Below are 17238 nucleotides of genomic sequence, written 5' to 3'. Positions count from 1 at the left end.
GCAACCGTACCAACGGAGATGAAGTCGGCCGGGGCAGGCACCATCGCCTCCGACATCGGGTTAGCCCGCGCATCGCATGTCCCGCTCGAACGCGGCGAAGGGGCCGGCCGGGGCATCAATGCGCTTTGCCCTGCAAGGTGTTGCGCGGGGTGTCTGGAGGCAGACTTCGGCCCCCCGGGCGATCCGCCCGGGGGGCCGTACGGTCGAATTGCCGGGGTCTCCACCCGGGAGCCGCCGGCTCACGCCACCGGCGCGCGCACCCCGTAGATCGGGAACGCCGTCGCCAGCTCGCGCATCTCCGCCGCCAGCGAGGCGCACACCGCGGCATCGCCGCGGGAGTCCACCGCCTTCGCGATGGCGTCGCCGATGCGGTCCATGTGCTCCTGCTGGAGGCCCCGGGTGGTGACGGCCGGGGTGCCGATCCGCACGCCGCTGGTGATGTAGGGCGGCTGCGGGTCGTTGGGGATGGTGCTGCGGCTCACGGTGACGCCCGCCGCGTCCAGGAAGCGCTCGGTCTCGCGCCCGGTCACGCCCTTGTTGCGGAGGTCGAGGATCATCATGTGATTGTCGGTGCCGCCGCTCAGCAGAGTGAAGCCGTGGCCTTTCAGCCGCGCGGCCAGGCGCTGCGCGTTGTCCAGGCACTGCTGCTGGTAGATCTTGAACGCCGGCTGCGCGGCCTCGTGAAAGCACACCGCCTTGGCCGCGATCACGTGCATCAGCGGACCGCCCTGCATGCCCGGAAACACCGTCTTGTCCATCGCGGTGGCCAGCTCGGCGGTGCTGAGGATCATCCCGCCACGCGGGCCGCGCAGCGTCTTGTGCGTGGTGCTGGTCACCAGGTGCGCGTGCGGCACCGGGCTGGGGTGCAGGCCCACCGCCACCAGGCCGGCGATGTGGGCCATGTCCACCATCAGCTTCGCCCCCACCGAGTCGGCGATCTGGCGGAAGCGCGCGAAGTCGATGAGTCGCGGGTAGGCGCTGGCGCCGGCGATGATCACCGCCGGCCGCACCCGCTCGGCCTGCTGTGCCAGGGCCTCGTAGTCGATGAGCCCGGTGTCGGGGCTCACGCCGTAGGCCTCGATCCTGAAGAACCGGCCCGAGAAATTCACCGGGGAGCCGTGCGTGAGATGTCCGCCGTGCGAGAGGTTCATTCCCAGCACGGTGGCGCCGTGGTCGGTGAGCGTGAAGTAGGCCGCCAGGTTGGCCGAGGCGCCCGAGTGCGGCTGCACGTTGGCATGGTCGGCGCCGAACAGCGCCTTCGCCCGCGACACGGCCAGCGCCTCCGCGACATCCACCTCGTGACAGCCGCCGTAATAGCGCTTCCTGGGGTAGCCCTCGGCGTACTTGTTGGTCAGCACCGAGCCCACCGCCTCGAGCACGGCCTCGCTGGTGAAGTTCTCGGAGGCGATCAGTTCCAGGCCCGAGTCCTGACGCAGCGCCTCGCGGCGGATGGCCTCGAAGATCTCGGGGTCGGTCTTCTGCAACGCGGTCATGGGGAAGACTCCGTTCCCGGGTCGTGGTGGCGGGTTTCGTAGTGGCGGATGCGGTCCAGGCGCCGCTGGTGGCGGCCGCCATCGAAGGCGGTCCCTACGAACGCGGCCACGATCTCTCCCACGGCCGCGGCCGGGGTGCGGTCCCCGGAGAGGACCAGCACGTTGGCGTCGTTGTGCGCCCGGGTCATGCGCGCGGTGTCGGCGTCGGCCACCAGCGCGGCCCGCACTCCGTCCACCTTGTTGGCGGCGATGCTCATGCCGATGCCGCTGGCGCACACCAGCACGCCGCGGTCGAAGCTGCCCCGGGCCACTCCTTCCGCGACCGGGAAGGCGTAGTCGGGGTAGTCGCACGAACCGCCGTCGTGGGTGCCGAGGTCGGTGACCTGGTGCCCGTGGGCCTTGAGCCAGGCCACCGCGGCGTCCTTCACCGCCAGGCCGCGGTGGTCACTGCCCAGAGCGACTTTCAACCGGCACTCCCTCGTAGACCGGCGTGAGCCAGCGGTAGGCGTCGGGGCGGCGGGCCTCGATGACGTCGAAGAACGCCTCCTGCAACTGCCGGGTCACCGGGCCCCGCGTGCCGGCGCCCACGGTGACGCGGTCCACCGAGGTGATCGGCGTGACCTCGGCGGCGCTGCCGGTCATGAACACCTCGTCGGCGATGTAGAGCATCTCGCGCGGGATGGACTGCTCGTTGACCTTGAAGCCCAGGTCGCGGGCCAGGGTGATGATGGTGTCGCGGGTGATGCCCATGAGCACCGAGTCGGCCATGGGCGGGGTGAAGATCTCGCCGCCGCGCACCACGAACAGGTTCTCGCCGCTGCCCTCGCTGACCAGGCCGCGCGCGTCCAGGGCGATGCCCTCGTCGTAGCCGTCGGCGATGGCCTCCATCTTGATCAGCTGCGAGTTCATGTAGTTCGCCGAGGACTTGGCCATGGCCGGGAAGGTGTTCGGCGCCATGCGCGTCCAGGAGGACACCCGCACCTTGGCGCCCTTCTCCAGCGCCTCGGGGCCCAGGTACTTGCCCCACGGGAAGGCGGCGATCACCACGTCGATGGCGCAGCCCGCCGGGTTCACCCCGATGGAGCCGTAGCCGCGAAACACGATCGGGCGCATATAGCACGCCTTGAGCTTGTTGACGCGGACCGTCTCGAGGATGGCGTTCGAGACCTCCTCCATGCTGAAAGGGATCTCCATGCGGTAGACCTTGGCGGAATCGAAGAGCCGCTTCACGTGCTCCGGGTGGCGGAAAGCCATGGTGCCCTTGGGCGTGTCGTAGGCGCGCATGCCCTCGAACACGCCGGACCCGTAGTGGATCACATGCGACATGACGTGGATCTTGGCGTCCTCCCACCGCACCAGCTTCCCGTTCATCCAGATCTTCTCGACCTTGTCGATCGCCATGGAGGTCTCTCCGCGAGTCGGGTGTGTTCCCATCCCGGGGCGGGTCCCGCGCCCGGGTGCATCAAGGTCAGCCGGCGCCCACGCGCCCCAGGATCTCGGGCAGGGCCCGCTCCAGGTGCAAGCGGATGCGCCGGAATGTCTCCTCGTAGATCTCGAGCGAGCCGCCCACGGGATCGTGGACCACCAGCTCGTCCTCGCGGCCGGGGGGAGCCGCGAAATCGCTGAGCACGTACGTCTTTTCCGCGGCCGAAGGCAGGATCCCCAGGATGGCGCGCCGGTGCTCCGCGGTGAGCGCGAGCACCAGGTCCGTCGCCTCGAGCATCGCGGCGGCGAGCGGGCGCGAGCGGTGCTCGCCGGGGGTAATCCCGGCGCGCTCGAGCACCTTCACGGTGTTCGCCGAGGCCGGCATTCCGGGCGCGGCCGCGACCCCCGCGGACGCCACGCGAATCCGTCCCCGCGCCTCCGGCGGCAGCTTGGCCCGAAGCATCGCCTCGGCCATCGGGCTGCGGCACGTGTTGCCCGTGCACACGAACAGGATCGAGTAGGTGGAAGTGTCGGACATTCGGTTGAAGTCTAGCGGCGTCAACGGGTTGGGTCAAGGGAGCTGAGACGCAGCCGGAACCGGTCAGCGCAGCATCGCGGCCAGCTCCGGTCCTCCGCCGCGCAGCAGCCTCGGGGGCCATGCGCGGGCATCCACCAGTGCGGAGGCGGGCGTTTCCGCGGGCACCCCCCCGCCGTCTACCGCCAGGTCCAGGTCATCCCCCAGATCGGCAGCCAGATCTGTCGCGGCCCGGACCGGCGGCCGGCCGGGCAGGTTCGCGCTGGTCGAGGGCAGGGGTGCACCCAGCCGACTCACGAGGCACCGGCACCAAGGCTGGTCGGGCACGCGCACCGCCCACGAACCGTCCGGGGAGCGCAGCCCGGGAGCGAGGCTCTCCCCGGCGGCGAGCACCAGCGTCACGGGGCCCGGCCAGCACTGCGTCACCAGACGGGTGACCCGCGGGTCGATGCCCGAGGATGCGGCCAGTGCCATGGCCACATCCGACGCCAGGCTCACGAATCCGCCGGTCGCACGCGACTTCAGCGCGCGCAGACGGGCCATCGCACCCGCGTGGGCGGGATCGGCGGAGATTCCATACAGGGTGTCGGTGCGGAAGGCCACCAAGCCACCGGCGCGCAGCGTGGCGACGGCCTCCTGCACCGACGCTTCGGCAGGCTCAACCGGGATCACGCGCAACATGCAAGTCCCCGTTCGCTGGCGCTCTCAACGCCCCGATCCGCGGGGCGGGCCCTTGCGCGGACCGCGGGGCGGACCGGTGCGAGGACTGCGCGGAGGACCGGCACCCGGACCACGGGGCGGACCGGTACGAGGACCGCGAGGCGGACCGGAGCCCGGACCACGCGGCGGACCGGTCCGCGGACCGCGAGGCGGACCGGAGCCCGGACCACGCGGCGGACCGGTACGCGGACCGCGAGGAGGACCGGCACCCGGACCACGGGGCGGACCGGTACGAGGACCGCGGAACCCGCCCCCGCCGGTGCCGCGGCCGGCTCCGCCACCCGGACCGCGCGGCGCACCGCCGCCGGGACCGCGGAAACCGGCGCCCCCGGGACGGCGCGAAGCTCCGCCGCCGCGTGAAGGAGGCCCGGCGCCTTCCGGCCGCCGGAAGGAGCCCGGCTCGCGGGGCGGGCGGTCCTGCCCTTCGCGGCGCGGCGGACGATCTATGAATTCCCTGCGCGGGGCGCGCCCCTCCGGTCGCGGCCCCCGGCCTTCGCCCGGGCCCGACGGGCGGAACGGCCGCGCTCCGCCAGAGCGCGGAGCGAATCCCGGACGCGAACCGGCGCCCGGCCGCGGGGCGCGAGCGCGCGGCGGATGTTCGCCCTGATCGCGGCGCGGCGGGCGCTCCGAGAAGTCCCGGCGCGGCGGGCGATCGCCCTGGTCGCGGCGCGGCGGGCGCTCCGAGAAGTCCCGGCGTGGCGGGCGATCGCCCTGATCCCGGCGCGGCGGCCTATCGGCGAATGTGGGGCGCGGACGCCCCACGGGCCCCCGCTGCGGCCCGCGCTCTGCATCTTCGCGGCGCCCTTCGACGGGCCGGCGTGATCCCACGGACCCGCGCGGGGCGGTGCGCGGCGGACGCGCGCGCCCCGGGCCGCCGAACCGGCGGCCACCCGGCCGTGCCCCCTCACCCGTGCGGCGGTATGCGGGCCGCGCGCCCGACGCCGGCTTGTGGAAGCGGGAGGGATCGTGCGCGGCCTCGTCCGAGCGGATCACCCGCGTCTCGACGCGTTCGGTGCGCGGCACGTCCAGCGCCCGCTCCACCAGGTCCGTGCGCCACTGAGCGCCGTCAATGCTCAGGCACGCGGTGGCCTCGTCGGCGCGGCGGCCGGCCTCCTCCAGGGTGTCCCCCACGGCGCACACCGTGAGCATCCTGCCGGGGCCGCCCCAGACTTCCTCCCCCGACTCGCGGGTACCCGCGTGGAACACGCGCGCGCCTTCCACGCGCGCGGCGGCGTCCAGGCCGCGCAACATCACCTGGGGGCCGCCGCCGGTGGGATATGCCGCGCCCGCGATGACCCGGCCGAGGGCGAAACCATGGCGCTGCAGGGGCGCCTTCATCCCGCCCCCGGTGGCGGCGGCGTGCAGCGCCGGCAGCCACGGGTCGTCCAGCAGCAGCGTGAGCGGCTGGGTCTCGGGGTCCCCGAAGCGGCAGTTGAATTCCAGCACGTTGGGGCCCTGCTCGGTGAGCATCAGTCCCACGTAGAGCAGCCCGCGGTACTCGATTTCCTCTTCCGCCAGGCCTTCCACGATGGGCTCGATCACCTGGTTCTGGATGCGGCGCCACACCGCCGGCGTGGACATGGGGTGCGGGGCCACCGCGCCCATGCCGCCGGTGTTGGGGCCGTTGTCTCCGTCCAGGAGGCGCTTGAAGTCGCGCGCCAGCGGCAGCGCCACGGCCTCGCGGCCGTTCATCAGCAGGAACAGCGAGGCCTCCGCGCCTTCCAGGCGCTCCTCCACCACCACGGTGGCCCCGGCATCGCCCAACGTGCGCTCCACCATCAGGCGGTGGAGCGCCTTCTCGGCCTCCCGCCCGGTATTGGACACGAACACGCCCTTGCCGGCCGCCAGGCCATCTGCCTTAACCACGCAACCACCGCGCGCCTGCGTCACGTAGCTGCGGGCGTGCGGGTAACTTTCGAACACCCTGAAGTCGGCGGTGGGAACATGGTGGCGTCGAAGGAACTCCTTGGCGCGCGCCTTGCTGCCCTCCAGCTGCGCGCCGGCCAGGCCCGGGCCAAACGTGGGGATGCCCGCCGCGCGCAGCGCATCGGCGGCACCCAGGACCAGCGGGCCCTCGGGGCCGATGACCACCAGGTCCACGGCGTGCTCCAGTGCGAGGCGCACCAGCGCCTCCGGGGAGTCGTCGGGAAGGGCCACGCAGCGGGCCACGCGCGCGATGCCCGCGTTGCCCGGGGCGGCGATCAGGTCCACGGGCTCCGGCCCCCGCAGGATGGCCTCGGCCAGCGCGTGCTCGCGCGCCCCACCACCCACCAGCAGAACCCTCATCCTGGACACATTCACTCCCCGTGGAAAAACGTGAGCCGGAGACCCTGCCGCGCGGGCGCGGGCCTCCGGCCGAAATGGGGCGCGGCCTCCGGGCTACGCCAGCGACTGGAGGACCCGGAGCGCCTCGTCGTGCGAAGGGACCTTCCCGATCTCGAAGATGTGCCGGTAGCGGACGACGCCCTTCTTGTCCACGATCAGCAGCGCGCGCTCGGAGATATTGTCCTTCTCGCGGAGCATGCCGTACTGGCGCAGCACCGAGCGGTGGATGTCGGCCAGCAGCGGGAAGCCCAGCCCCAGGCTGCGGGAGAAGGCGTCGTGCGACCAGCGGCTGTCCACCGAGATGCCCAGCACCTGGGTGTCCAGCCCGTCGAACCTGCCCTTGTCACCCTGCAGCGCGGGCAGCTGGTTGCTGCACACGGGCGACCAGTCCAGCGGGTAGAACACCAGCAGGACGTTCTTCTTGCCCCTGTAGTCCGAGAGGCGGAAGGTCTCCCCGCCGGTTCCCGGCAATTCGAAGTCCGGCGCCGGGCTGCCGACTTCGACGGTCAAGGTCTCCATCTCTTCCTCCAGGCGGCCTCCTGCGAATTGGAGGTGCGGCGTCGCCAGCCTATGGGCGTCCGTCGCGAAGTGTCAAGGCGCGCGGAGCGCGCCGCCCTAGCCTGCCACCGCCTCGCGCGCGGAGGCGGACACCGAGCCCAGCAGCGTGCGGGCGGGCGCCGGCACCACGAAGCCCTGCGAGCCCTCGGGAGCCGCGGCGCGCGCGGCCTCCACGGCCTCCTCCAGCGTGGCGTGCGGGATCAGGCCCAGCTTCTTCACCGTGTCGGACGGCAGCGAGCTCACCAGGTGCACCTGGATGCGTTCCAGCTCGCGGCGCACCAGCATGGCCAGGTGCCCGTCGGCGTCGTACTCCCCGCGCAGCGCGCCCGAGATCGCGGCGGCCGAGCCCAGGGTGAGCCACTTCTCCAGCGAGGCCGAGCCCAGGCCGCCGCCGCATCGGGCCAGGTACACCAGGCTGCCCCCGTCGCGCACGCAGGCGCTGGCCGAGACCAGCGGGGCGAGCGAGAGGAGGAAGTCCCGGTCGCGGCCCCCGGCGGAGGCCACCGCCCACGGGCGCGGCTCGGCGAAGGGCGTGCGCAGGCGCGGGCGCAGCCAGTTGCAGCCGGCCTCGTAGGCCTTGCGCCACTCGCCGGCCACCACCTTCAGCATCCGGCCGTCCTCGTCCACGGCGGTGTGGACCAGGAAGTCGGGATCCACCTTCTCGGTGGCTTCCACGGAGTCCTCGTAGAGCGGGTTGCCTTCCAGCTCGCCGGGCCGGCAGTCGGGGGCCGGCTCGCTTCCGGACGGGTCGCCCAGGGCCAGCCGGCGGCTGGCCAGCGCGGTGGCGCGACCGGAGAGTCCCGGAAGCATCAGCCCGGGACCGCCGCTGAATCCGGCCAGAGGGTCCAGGCCCAGCGTGCCCACCAGCACCAGCAGCTGGCCCGCCTCCATGGTACGGCGGTTGAGGTGCAGCGGCGTGCCGCGCTCGGTGTCCCCCAGCTCGTCGAGCCCTTCGGCGTCGTCGGCGTCGTGCTGGTCCACCACCACCCGGTTCCAGACTTCGGAGCCGATCACGGCTTCCACCTGGTCGGCCTCGAGGCGCGGCTGCAACCCGCGGGCCACCAGGATCTCGACCTGGCGCAGGCCCACGCCGGAGTCCTGGAGCACATCCAGCACCTGGCTCAGGACCACCGGAAGCCCGCACGGGCGCGACAGGGCCGGAACCACCAGCAGCACCTTCCGCGCGCCGGCCGCCAGGTCGCGAAGCCGCGGCGAGCCGGTGGGAGCGTCCAGGGCATCCCGGACCGCCTGGGTGGGGTCCAGCAGCGGCGTGATCGGCGCCGGCGCGAGGAGGGAGACCGTCACCCCCTCCGGCGCGGCGAACGTCACCCCGGTGTCTCCGTACTTCAGCTTCCAGGCCATGCCTCGCTCCTTCAGGTTTGGGACTTCAGGGCCTCGAGGGCCCGCTTCAAAGCTGCGTTGACCAGGGCGGGATTGGCCCGGCCCCGGGTTTCCTTCATCACCATGCCCACCAGGAAGGTGAAGGACTTCTCCGTCCCTTGCAGGTAGGATGCCACGGCGTCGGCGTTCTGCGCCAGAGCCTGCCGCACCGCCGTGTCCAAGGCGCCCGCGTCGGTGACCTGCTGCAGGCCCTGCTCGGACACCACCGAGCCGGCGGTCCTGCCCGTGGACACCATCTCCGCGAACACGTCCTTGGCCATCTTGCCCGAAAGCGTGCCGTCCTTGACCAGCCCCAGCAGCTCCGCCAGCCCCGCGGCGGGCACCCGGAAGTCCGCGAACTCCTTCTTCTCGCGGGCCAGCGCCCCCAGCACCTCGGTCTGGATCCAGTTGGACGCCGCCCGGCCCTCAGCCCCGCCGGCCACCACCGCCTCGAAGTAATCGGCCAGCGCCCGGGTGGCGGTCAGCACCTGCGCGTCGTAGGGGCGCAGGTCGAACGCGGAGGCGAAGCGCTCCCGGCGGGCCCAGGGCAGCTCCGGCAGCTCCGCCCGCGCCCGGTCCAGGTCGGCCGCGGTCACCACCAGCGGCGGCAGGTCGGGCTCGGGGAAGTAGCGGTAGTCGTGCGCCTCCTCCTTGCTGCGCATCACCGTCAGGCGATCCTCCGCGGGGTCGTAGGCCAGCGTGTGCGAGCCGCGGTCCAGGTGCCGCGACAGGTCGCTGGCGCCGCCGGTGTCGGCCCCGTCGCCGGTGGCCAGGCGCACGTAGCAGTCGATGGACTTCTGGACGTTGCGGAAGGAGTTCAGGTTCTTGATCTCGAACTTCGCACCCAGCTCCGTGGCGCCCGCCGGTCGCACCGAGACGTTCACGTCGCAGCGCAGGCTCCCCTCCTCCATGTTGCAGTCGCAGACCTCCAGGTACTCGAGCAGCTGCTTGAGCTGCGCCAGGTAGGCGTAGGCCTCCTCGCCGGAGCGCATCTCGGGCTCGCTCACGATCTCGATCAGCGGCACCCCCGCGCGGTTGAAGTCCACCCACGAGGCGCGCGGGTCGGTCCCACCCTCCGGGTGGATCAGCTTGCCGGCGTCCTCCTCGAGATGGATGCGCGTGAGGCCGATGTCGAGCCGCGCCCCGTCCGCCTCGATGGGCACCCCGCCCCCTTCGCAGAAGGGCAGGTCGTACTGCGAGATCTGGTAGTTCTTCGGATTGTCCGGGTAGAAGTAATTCTTGCGCGCGAACACGCTGCGCTCCCGCACCCGGGCCCCCACCGCCAGCGCCACGCGGGACGCCAGCTCCACGGCGGCGCGATTCAGGACCGGCAGCACCCCGGGCTGGCCGCTGCACACCGGGCACACCAACGTGTTGGGCGGCGCGCCGTACAGGTTGCGGCACCCGCAGAAGGCCTTGGTGCGGGTGAGCAGCTGCGCGTGGACCTCCAGGCCCACCACGGTCTCCCAGGTGCGGCCGTCGGCGCCGCGGACATGGCCGCGCGGGCCGCTCATGACGCGCTCCCCGCGGGCTCGCGCAGGTGGAAATCGGTGGCCGCCTGGAACGCGTGCGCGATGCGCAGCAGGCGCGCGTCCTCCCCGAAGCGCCCGATCAGCTGCAGCCCCACCGGCAGGCCCGCCGCGGTGAATCCGCACGGCACCGAGATTCCCGGCAGCCCGGCCAGGTTCACCGAAAGCGTGAACACGTCCGCCAGGTACATGGACAGCGGGTCGGACACCTTCTCGCCGATGCGGAACGCCGGCGTGGGCGAGGTGGGCACCGCCACCACGTCCGCCTTGCCGAAGGCGCGCTCGAAGTCGCGCCGGATGAGGGTCCGCGCCTTGAGGGCCTTGAGATAGTAGGCGTCGTAGTAGCCCGCGCTGAGCGCGTAGGTGCCGATCATGATGCGCCGGCGCACCTCGGCGCCGAACCCGGCGCGGCGGGTGGCGAGGTACATGCCCTTGAGGTCGTCCGAGGGCAGGCGCAGCCCGTAGCGCACGGCGTCGTACCGCGCCAGGTTGGAGGACGCCTCCGCGGGCGCCACGATGTAGTAGGCCGAGACCGCGTAGGCCGGGTCCATGAGCTCCAGGGACGCGCGCGCAGCACCCAGCCCGCCCAGCGTGTCCACCGCTGCGTGGAAGGCGGCCGCCACCTCGGGATCCAGCCCCTCGCGCAGCAGGTTGTCGGGCACGCCCACGCGCAGCCCCTTCACACCGGCGGCCAGCTCCGCGGCGTCCACGCGGAAGGGCTCCGCCATGCACGTGGCGTCGCGCGCGTCCGGGCCGGCGATCACGCCCAGCAGCAGCGCGGCGTCCTCCACGGTGCGCGCGAAGGGGCCGATCTGGTCCAGCGAGGAGGCGAAGGCCACCAGGCCATAGCGCGAGACGCGGCCGTAGGTGGGCTTGTATCCCACCACCCCGCTCAGCGCCGCCGGCTGGCGCACGCTGCCGCCGGTGTCCGAGCCCAGCGCCAGCGGCACCATGCCCGAGGCCACGGCGGCGGCGGAACCGCCGCTCGATCCCCCGGGCACCCGCTCCGGGTCCCACGGGTTGCGCGTGGGGCCGTAGGCCGAGTTCTCGGTGGACGAACCCATGGCGAATTCGTCCAGGTTGGTCTTGCCCACGATCAGGGCATCCGCGGCGCGCAGCCGCTCCACCACGGTGGCGTCGTAGGGCGGCCGGTATCCCTCCAGGATCTTCGAACCGCAGGTGCACGGCTGGCCCACCGCGCACATGTTGTCCTTGAGGGCCACGGGCACCCCGGCCAGCGGGCCCCACGTGTCACGGGGGCGCTTCTCCAGCGCGGCCGCCTCCGCCATCAAATCGTCGGCGCCCCGCACGTGAAGAAACGCATGCAGCTTCGGGTCGGACGCGGCGATGCGCGCGAGGGCGGCCTCCGCCACCTCGGTGGGGCGGAGCCTGCCCGCGCGCAGGTCGTGCGCCAGCGCGGCGGCGGTGATCATCCTTCCACCACCCGCGGCACGCGGAAGTGGCCCTCGCAGACTTCGGGCGCGTTCTCGAGCACCTGGCCGGGAGCGAAGCCGGCGCGCTCCTCGTCGGGGCGCAGCGGCAGCGCGTCCACGCCCACCGACGCGGTGGGCGGCACGTCGGCGGTGGGCAGCTCGGCCAGCTTCTCCATGTATCCCAGGATCCGGCCCAGCTCGGAGATGTAGGTCTCCACGTCGGCGTCGCTCACTTCCATGCGCGCCAGCTCGGCCACGTGCCGTATGTCCTTCGAGGTCAGTTTCATCAGAAATTCTCTTCCGCGTACCGTGCGAGAATCTTGCGGCGGACGCCGCCGGAAAACTCCACCGTCAGCTTCGCCTGGCTGCCCCTGCCTTCCTGTTCCACCACGCGGCCCGGCCCGAACCGCGAGTGCAGCAGCTGCCGCCCCACCCACGAGCCGCTCTCTGGCTCGGCCGTCGCGCGCGGGACGCCGCCGCCATGGCTCCCGGCGCCACCCGTGCGGGCCGGCCCGGCGCCGCCCGCCGATCCCCCCGCCCCCGGGACGGGCGCGTCGCGCTGGTCGAAGTCATCGAAGTCCCGGTCGCGCCAGGATCGCCCCGCAGCGCGCTGCGCCCCCGGGGTCTGCCCACCCTCCAGCAGCTCCCGCGGCAGCTCGGCCAGGAAACGCGACGGCTGCGTCGGACCGGCCAGGTCGAAACGCCGGCGATAGCGCGCCCCGGTGAGCAGCACCTGCTGCTGCGCTCGCGTGAGCGCCACGTAGAACAGGCGGCGCTCCTCCTCGAGCCTCGCCGGGTCCAGCGCCGAGTTGGCGTGCGGGAAGAGGCCTTCCTCCATTCCCACCACGCACACCACCGGGAATTCCAGACCCTTGGCCGCGTGCGCCGTCATGAGCGTGACCCGCTCGGCGTCGTCGGCCATGCGGTCAATGTCCGCGAGCAGGGCCGCCTCGGCCAGGAACGCCTCCAGCGTGGGCTCCTCGGCCCGCAGCGCGAACGCAGTGGCGCCCGCGATCAGCTCCGCGACGTTCTCCAGCCGCTCGTCGGCGGTGTCCGGGTCGGACTTCTCGAGGAAGGACCGGAAGCCCGTCCGCTCCACCAGCCCGGCCACCAGCACGTCCACGCTCTCCTCGCGCAGCCCCGCGAGCGCGTCCAGCAGTCCCAGGAGCTCGCGCGCGCCGGCGTGCCGCGTGGCGAGGTCCCCCCGCCCCGAACGGCGCCGCAGCGCCTCCAGCAGCGGGATCAGGCCCTCGCGGGCCTCCGCATCCAGGGTCTCGAAGAACACGTCTCCGAGGCCCCGCGGCGGCACGTTGGCGATGCGTCGAAAGGCGAGGTCGTCCTCGGGGTGCAGCAGGAGCCTGAGGTAGGCCAGGAGATCCTTGATCTCCCTGCGCTGGTAGAAGGCCACGCCGCCCACCAGCTGGTAGGGCAGCCCGGCGCGCCGGAGTGAGGTCTCCAGGGCCCGCGACTGGGCGTTGGTACGATATAATACGGCAAAGTCGCCCGCGGTCAACCCGGCCCCCATCGCCTGCGCCACCCTCTGGCGCACCAGCTCGGCCTCCTCCTCCTCGTCCCGCGCCAGCAGCCACTCCAGCTTTTCGCCGCGCGGGTTCTCGGTCCACAGCTCCTTGCCCCGCCGGGAGCGGTTGTTGCGGATCACGGCGTTCGCGGCGTCGAGGATGGTCCCGGTGGAGCGATAGTTCTGCTCCAGGCGGATCACCGTGGCGCCCGGGTGCGCGGCGTCGAAGTTCAGGATGTGCGTGGGGTCCGCCCCGCGCCAGCCGTAGATGGCCTGGTCGTCGTCACCCACCACGCACAGGTTGCCGTGGCGCGACGCCAGGCGGTTCACCAGCTCCGCCTGGGCGGCGTTGGTGTCCTGGTACTCGTCCACCAGCACGTGCTCGAAGCGGCCCGCCAGGGCCGCCTCCACCGCCGGCCGCTCCCGCAGCAACCGGAGCGTGCACACGATCAGGTCGTCGAAGTCCAGCGCCGAGGCGCGCTCCAGCTCCTCCTGGTAGCGGGCGTACAGCCGGGCCACGCGGCGGTCCAGCGGGCTGCGCGCATGGCGCGCCAGCTCCTCCGGGCCCACGCCGGCCTCCTTGGCGTCGGAGATGCGCGAGAGCACCTGCCGCGGGGTGACCTCCTTGCCCCCGGTCCCGCCCTCCTCGCGCAGGAGTGCCCGCACCACGCTCAGCTGGTCGTCGTCGTCATAGATGGAGAAGTCGCGTCGGATGCCGATCTCCGGGCCCCAGCGGCGCAGGATGCGCACGCCCGTGGAGTGGAACGTGCCCACCCACAGCCCCTTCGGCTCCCCCACCGCCGCCGCGATGCGCTCGCGCAGCTCGCGCGCGGCCTTGTTGGTGAAGGTGAACGCGAGCACCGCCTCGGGCCGCACTCCGCGCTCCCGCAGCAGCCACGCCACCCGCCGGGTGAGCACGCGCGTCTTGCCGCTCCCGGCGCCGGCCAGCACGAGCAGCGGTCCGCCGGGGTGGCGGACCGCCTGTCGCTGCGGCTCGTTGAGGTCGCTCAGGAGATCAGAACTCGGGGCCAATGGAGAAGTGCCACCTGGGCTTCTTGTCCGGGTTGGTCAGTGTGGCCTGCGTCGGCCACGCCACGTCGAGGTGCATCAGGAAGTACGCGACCGCCGCGCGCACCCCCACGCCGTAGCTGGCGCGCGGGTCCACGAAGTGCAGCCCGTCCTCGTTGCTCAGGATGCGCAGCCCGTCGTTCCACGCCGCGCCGGCGTCGGCGAACAGCACCCCCTCGATGTTGAAGAACGAGATGGGCAGCGGCGCGCTGAAGCCCAGGTGCCGGATGAACGGGAAGCGGAACTCGAGGCTGGTCAGCACCGCCTTTCGTCCGGACATCACCGAGACGCGCTGGTCGGTGTTGTTGGAGATGTTGTCGTAGCCGCGCAGCGTGGTGGCCCCGCCCAGGAACGAGGGCTGCGGGTTGGAGCCGTAGCTGCCGATTCCCAGCGCCCGGAATGCCAGGCTGTAGCCGCTGCCCAGGTGGAAGTAGCGGCGGTAGTCCACCGACAGCGTGGTGAACGAGAGGCTGCGGCTGCCGATGGGGAACGCCCGCGTGGCCGAGGCCATCCACCGGCTCCCGTCGATGGGCCCGAACCAGCCGTCCAGCGTATTGTCCCACACCAGCGACACCGACGGGGCGGCCAGCACGTTGGTGGTGTCCGAGACCTGGACCAGGTAGTAGCCGGAGCTGTCGGTGACCAGGTTGTCCCGCTTCATCACCTGCACGGAGAGGTCGAAGTCCACGCGCCGGAACTTGCTGAATGGGTAGCTGACCTGTCCCAGCACGCCGTAGCTGCGCTCCGAGAAGTAGCGCGGGTCCGAGGTCTGCTCGCCCAGGCTGTTCACCCGCGAGAAGTAGTAGTTCTTGAAGTGGAACAGCCCCACCGCCAGGTCGGCGCGGCGCGGCAGGTAGTTGTACAGGGCGAGGAAGTTGGTCTCGTCCAGCGACGAGGTGAACAGGTCGGTGGCCAGGAAGAAGCGGTCGTTGCCCAGGAAGTCGCTCACCGCCACCTGCGCCCCGCCGCCGAAACCCACCAGCGAGTTGTACGCGAAACCGCCGCTGAGGAAGTCCGCGGAGAAGCGGGTGCGATACGGCTGGGCCACCAGGCGGGAGGCCGAGTCGGCGGCCGCCTCGGCGGCCAGGCTGTCCTCGCGCGTCACACGCACCCGCGGAAAGCCCAAGGTGTCGCCGGCCGCGAGGTTGCCAGGCGGGCCCGGGGGCGGCCCGGAAACGGCCACCGCGCCCGGGGCCACGGCGGCGAGCCGCCGCGCCTCGCTGTCGGCCGGGGCCGCCGCCACCGGGGTTGCGGGACTGCCGGAGGCCGCGGCGGCCGGCGCGGACGAATCCGCCACCCCCGGGGACCACCCGGCCGTGTCGGGCGCGGCCGGGACCGGGGAGCCGCCCGCGAGCGCCGGCATCGGAGCGGTTACCGCGGCCACGGTGCCCGCCGCGGGGGAGCCCGGCAGGCCCGCCGCGGGCGCCTCTTCGCGCCGCGCGAACTCGGCAAAGGTGAAGCCCTGCCCCGGGCCGGAGGCGCGCGTGTGCGCCAGCACGCTGTCGGCGTCGAGCGGCTCGCGCGAGCAGAACACGTCCCAGCCGCCCTTGTTGAGCGCCGAGAACACCAGCCGGTCGCCGGTGCGGGACCACGAGAGGTTGTAGATGCCGCCGATCAGCCGCGTGACGCGCGTCACCGTGGAGTCGGAGCCGCGGAACACGTACAGGTCCTGGCCGTGGTCGCGCTGGGTCACGAACGCCAGCGCGCGGCCGTCCGGCGACCACGCCGGCTGGGCGTCGTCGTGGCCGGTGAACAGCACCTCGCGGACCCGCCCGGAGGCCGGCTCCAAGCTGTAGATGCCGTACGTCCCCGCCCCACCCGCCGTGTGCGAGGCCGCCAGGTCCAGCGGACCGTGCCGGTCGGAGGAGAAGGTCAGGCTGCAGTCCGGCGCGTACACCAGGTCCTTCTCGTCGAAGTCGTCGTCGGTGACCCGTCGCAGGGCGCCGCCCTCGAGGTCCACGAAGTAGATGTCATTGCGGCCGTCCTTGAGGCCCTCGAAGGCCAGCGTGCGGCCGTCGGGCGAGAAGGCCGGGTAGCTCACGCCGTCCAGGTCGAGCCGGATCTCCCGGGCCACCTCGTCACGCTCCAGGTCGTAGAAGTAGATCACGTCCCGGCCGGACGACTTGGCCACGAATGCCAGCCGCGAATTGTCCGGCGACCACGCCAGCGAGCTTCGGAAGCTGGGGATGTTCTCGAACTGGCGGCTCTGCGAGGCGCGCACCAGCCGCTTGAGCACCTTCCCGTCCAGGGCCGACATCACGTACAGGTCGGTGTACACCCGCCGGTCCGACAGGTAGGCGATCTTCGAGCCGTCCGGCGAGATGGCCGGCGAGGTGTTGAGGTTGCTGCCGTCCTTCGCGTGGTCGGTGAGGCGCCGGGCGAACTTCTCCGGGTCGTCGAGCACCGCCACCTGCGGCCAGTACTGCTTCTTGAGGTCCTTGATCCAGTCCTCGCTGAGCTTCTTCACGCTCACGCCCAGCGTGCGCTCCACGGCCCGGTCCGCCCCGCGGAAGGTGCGCAGCCTCCGCACCAGCTCGGCGAACTTCTCGCGGCCGTAGCGCCGGTGGATGAACTGCATCACCGACTGGCCCTGCTTGTACACCAGGTATCCGCCCGGTTCGTAGGGCAGCGGCACGATGTAGTCGTGGATGATGCCGTCGCGCAGGAACTGTTCCGCTCCCGGCTCCATGCCCAGCGACTCCCACTCCGCCAGCCCCTCGGCCAGCCACAGCGGCACGTTGAAGAAGTTGCTGCTTCCAAAGAACGAGGTCAGCGAGCCGCCGTAGAGGATGTCGAACATGTAGGCGTGGGTGAGCTCGTGCACCACCACGTGGCGCAGCTCCTCGTAGGAGCCGCTGAAGGGGATCACCACGCGGTTCTTCAGGGCCTCGGTGAACCCGCCCACGGACTCGTCCATGATCTCGTCGGTGAGGTTGGTCTGGGAGAAGTCGTTGTGGGAGTTGTAGACCAGGATGGGCACGCGCTTGCTCAGGCGGTGATCGAGGTCGCGCGAGAGCTTCACGCTGGCGCGCTCCGCGATCGCCACCACGTCCTCGGCCAGGCGGCGGCCGCCCTCGTAGTAGTACACCTCGAAGTGCGGGGACTGCAGCACCTGCCAGTGGAACGTGCGGTACTGGATCTTGTTCTTGCCGAAGGTCTGGGCGCCGGCCGTGCCCGGGAGGAGGAACAGGCAGAGGGCCAGCAGCAACCCGGCGCGTCGCAGGGTCATGGGTATCGTCGCCTCCAGCGGCCG

At 72.1% G+C, this 17238-nt stretch carries 12 protein-coding genes and 1 pseudogene; all 13 read right to left on the bottom strand.

The annotated features are described in order from the left end of the window. Window positions 1-239: 239 nt before the first annotated feature. The gene (locus HZB25_01450; protein ID MBI5835885.1) at window positions 240-1493 is read right to left on the bottom strand and encodes a serine hydroxymethyltransferase; all 1254 of its coding nucleotides are present in this window, start codon (window positions 1491-1493) and stop codon (window positions 240-242) included. Beyond that, on the bottom strand, window positions 1490-1960 hold the full coding sequence (gene rpiB / locus HZB25_01445) for a ribose 5-phosphate isomerase B (GenBank protein MBI5835884.1): 471 nt from the start codon (window positions 1958-1960) through the stop codon (window positions 1490-1492). Before rpiB ends, HZB25_01450 begins: the two co-directional genes overlap by 4 nt. Beyond that, window positions 1938-2894, bottom strand: a complete 957-nt coding sequence (locus HZB25_01440; GenBank protein ID MBI5835883.1) for a branched-chain amino acid transaminase — start codon at window positions 2892-2894, stop codon at window positions 1938-1940. Before HZB25_01440 ends, rpiB begins: the two co-directional genes overlap by 23 nt. Window positions 2895-2961: 67 nt before the next feature. Continuing rightward, window positions 2962-3456 (bottom strand): low molecular weight protein arginine phosphatase, encoded by a 495-nt coding sequence (locus HZB25_01435; GenBank protein MBI5835882.1) that lies wholly within the window; start codon window positions 3454-3456, stop codon window positions 2962-2964. A 63-nt stretch (window positions 3457-3519) separates the two neighbouring features. Next, on the bottom strand, window positions 3520-4134 hold the full coding sequence (locus HZB25_01430; GenBank protein ID MBI5835881.1) for an L-threonylcarbamoyladenylate synthase: 615 nt from the start codon (window positions 4132-4134) through the stop codon (window positions 3520-3522). Window positions 4135-5202: 1068 nt separating this feature from the next. Next, window positions 5203-6459 (bottom strand): annotated as a pseudogene (gene purD / locus HZB25_01425) (phosphoribosylamine--glycine ligase). A 93-nt stretch (window positions 6460-6552) separates the two neighbouring features. Further along, window positions 6553-7017, bottom strand: a complete 465-nt coding sequence (locus tag HZB25_01420) for a peroxiredoxin (protein MBI5835880.1) — start codon at window positions 7015-7017, stop codon at window positions 6553-6555. Between the two features lie 96 nt (window positions 7018-7113). Beyond that, window positions 7114-8418 (bottom strand): DUF2088 domain-containing protein, encoded by a 1305-nt coding sequence (locus tag HZB25_01415; GenBank protein ID MBI5835879.1) that lies wholly within the window; start codon window positions 8416-8418, stop codon window positions 7114-7116. Window positions 8419-8429: 11 nt separating this feature from the next. Then, window positions 8430-9950: an Asp-tRNA(Asn)/Glu-tRNA(Gln) amidotransferase subunit GatB gene (gatB, locus tag HZB25_01410; protein ID MBI5835878.1), complete on the bottom strand. Its 1521-nt coding sequence runs from the start codon at window positions 9948-9950 to the stop codon at window positions 8430-8432. After that, window positions 9947-11398, bottom strand: coding sequence for an Asp-tRNA(Asn)/Glu-tRNA(Gln) amidotransferase subunit GatA (gene gatA / locus HZB25_01405; GenBank protein ID MBI5835877.1), 1452 nt, complete (start codon window positions 11396-11398; stop codon window positions 9947-9949). The genes gatB and gatA overlap by 4 nt, the downstream gene beginning before the upstream one ends. Beyond that, window positions 11395-11685 carry an Asp-tRNA(Asn)/Glu-tRNA(Gln) amidotransferase subunit GatC gene (gene gatC / locus HZB25_01400; protein MBI5835876.1) on the bottom strand — a complete coding sequence of 97 codons (291 nt, stop codon included), beginning with the start codon at window positions 11683-11685 and terminating at the stop codon, window positions 11395-11397. Before gatC ends, gatA begins: the two co-directional genes overlap by 4 nt. Beyond that, entirely contained in the window at window positions 11685-13949 is a 2265-nt protein-coding gene (locus HZB25_01395; protein MBI5835875.1) for a UvrD-helicase domain-containing protein, read from the bottom strand. The genes gatC and HZB25_01395 overlap by 1 nt, the downstream gene beginning before the upstream one ends. After that, window positions 13933-17214 carry a PD40 domain-containing protein gene (locus HZB25_01390; protein ID MBI5835874.1) on the bottom strand — a complete coding sequence of 1094 codons (3282 nt, stop codon included), beginning with the start codon at window positions 17212-17214 and terminating at the stop codon, window positions 13933-13935. The genes HZB25_01395 and HZB25_01390 overlap by 17 nt, the downstream gene beginning before the upstream one ends. Window positions 17215-17238: the final 24 nt, after the last annotated feature.

It is taken from the genome of Candidatus Eisenbacteria bacterium (genome assembly GCA_016235265.1).
GTDB lineage: Bacteria > Eisenbacteria > RBG-16-71-46 > RBG-16-71-46 > JACRLI01 > JACRLI01.
The sequence above is the reverse complement of the archived record's forward strand: the minus strand, read 5'-3'. Positions and strand labels throughout refer to the sequence as shown.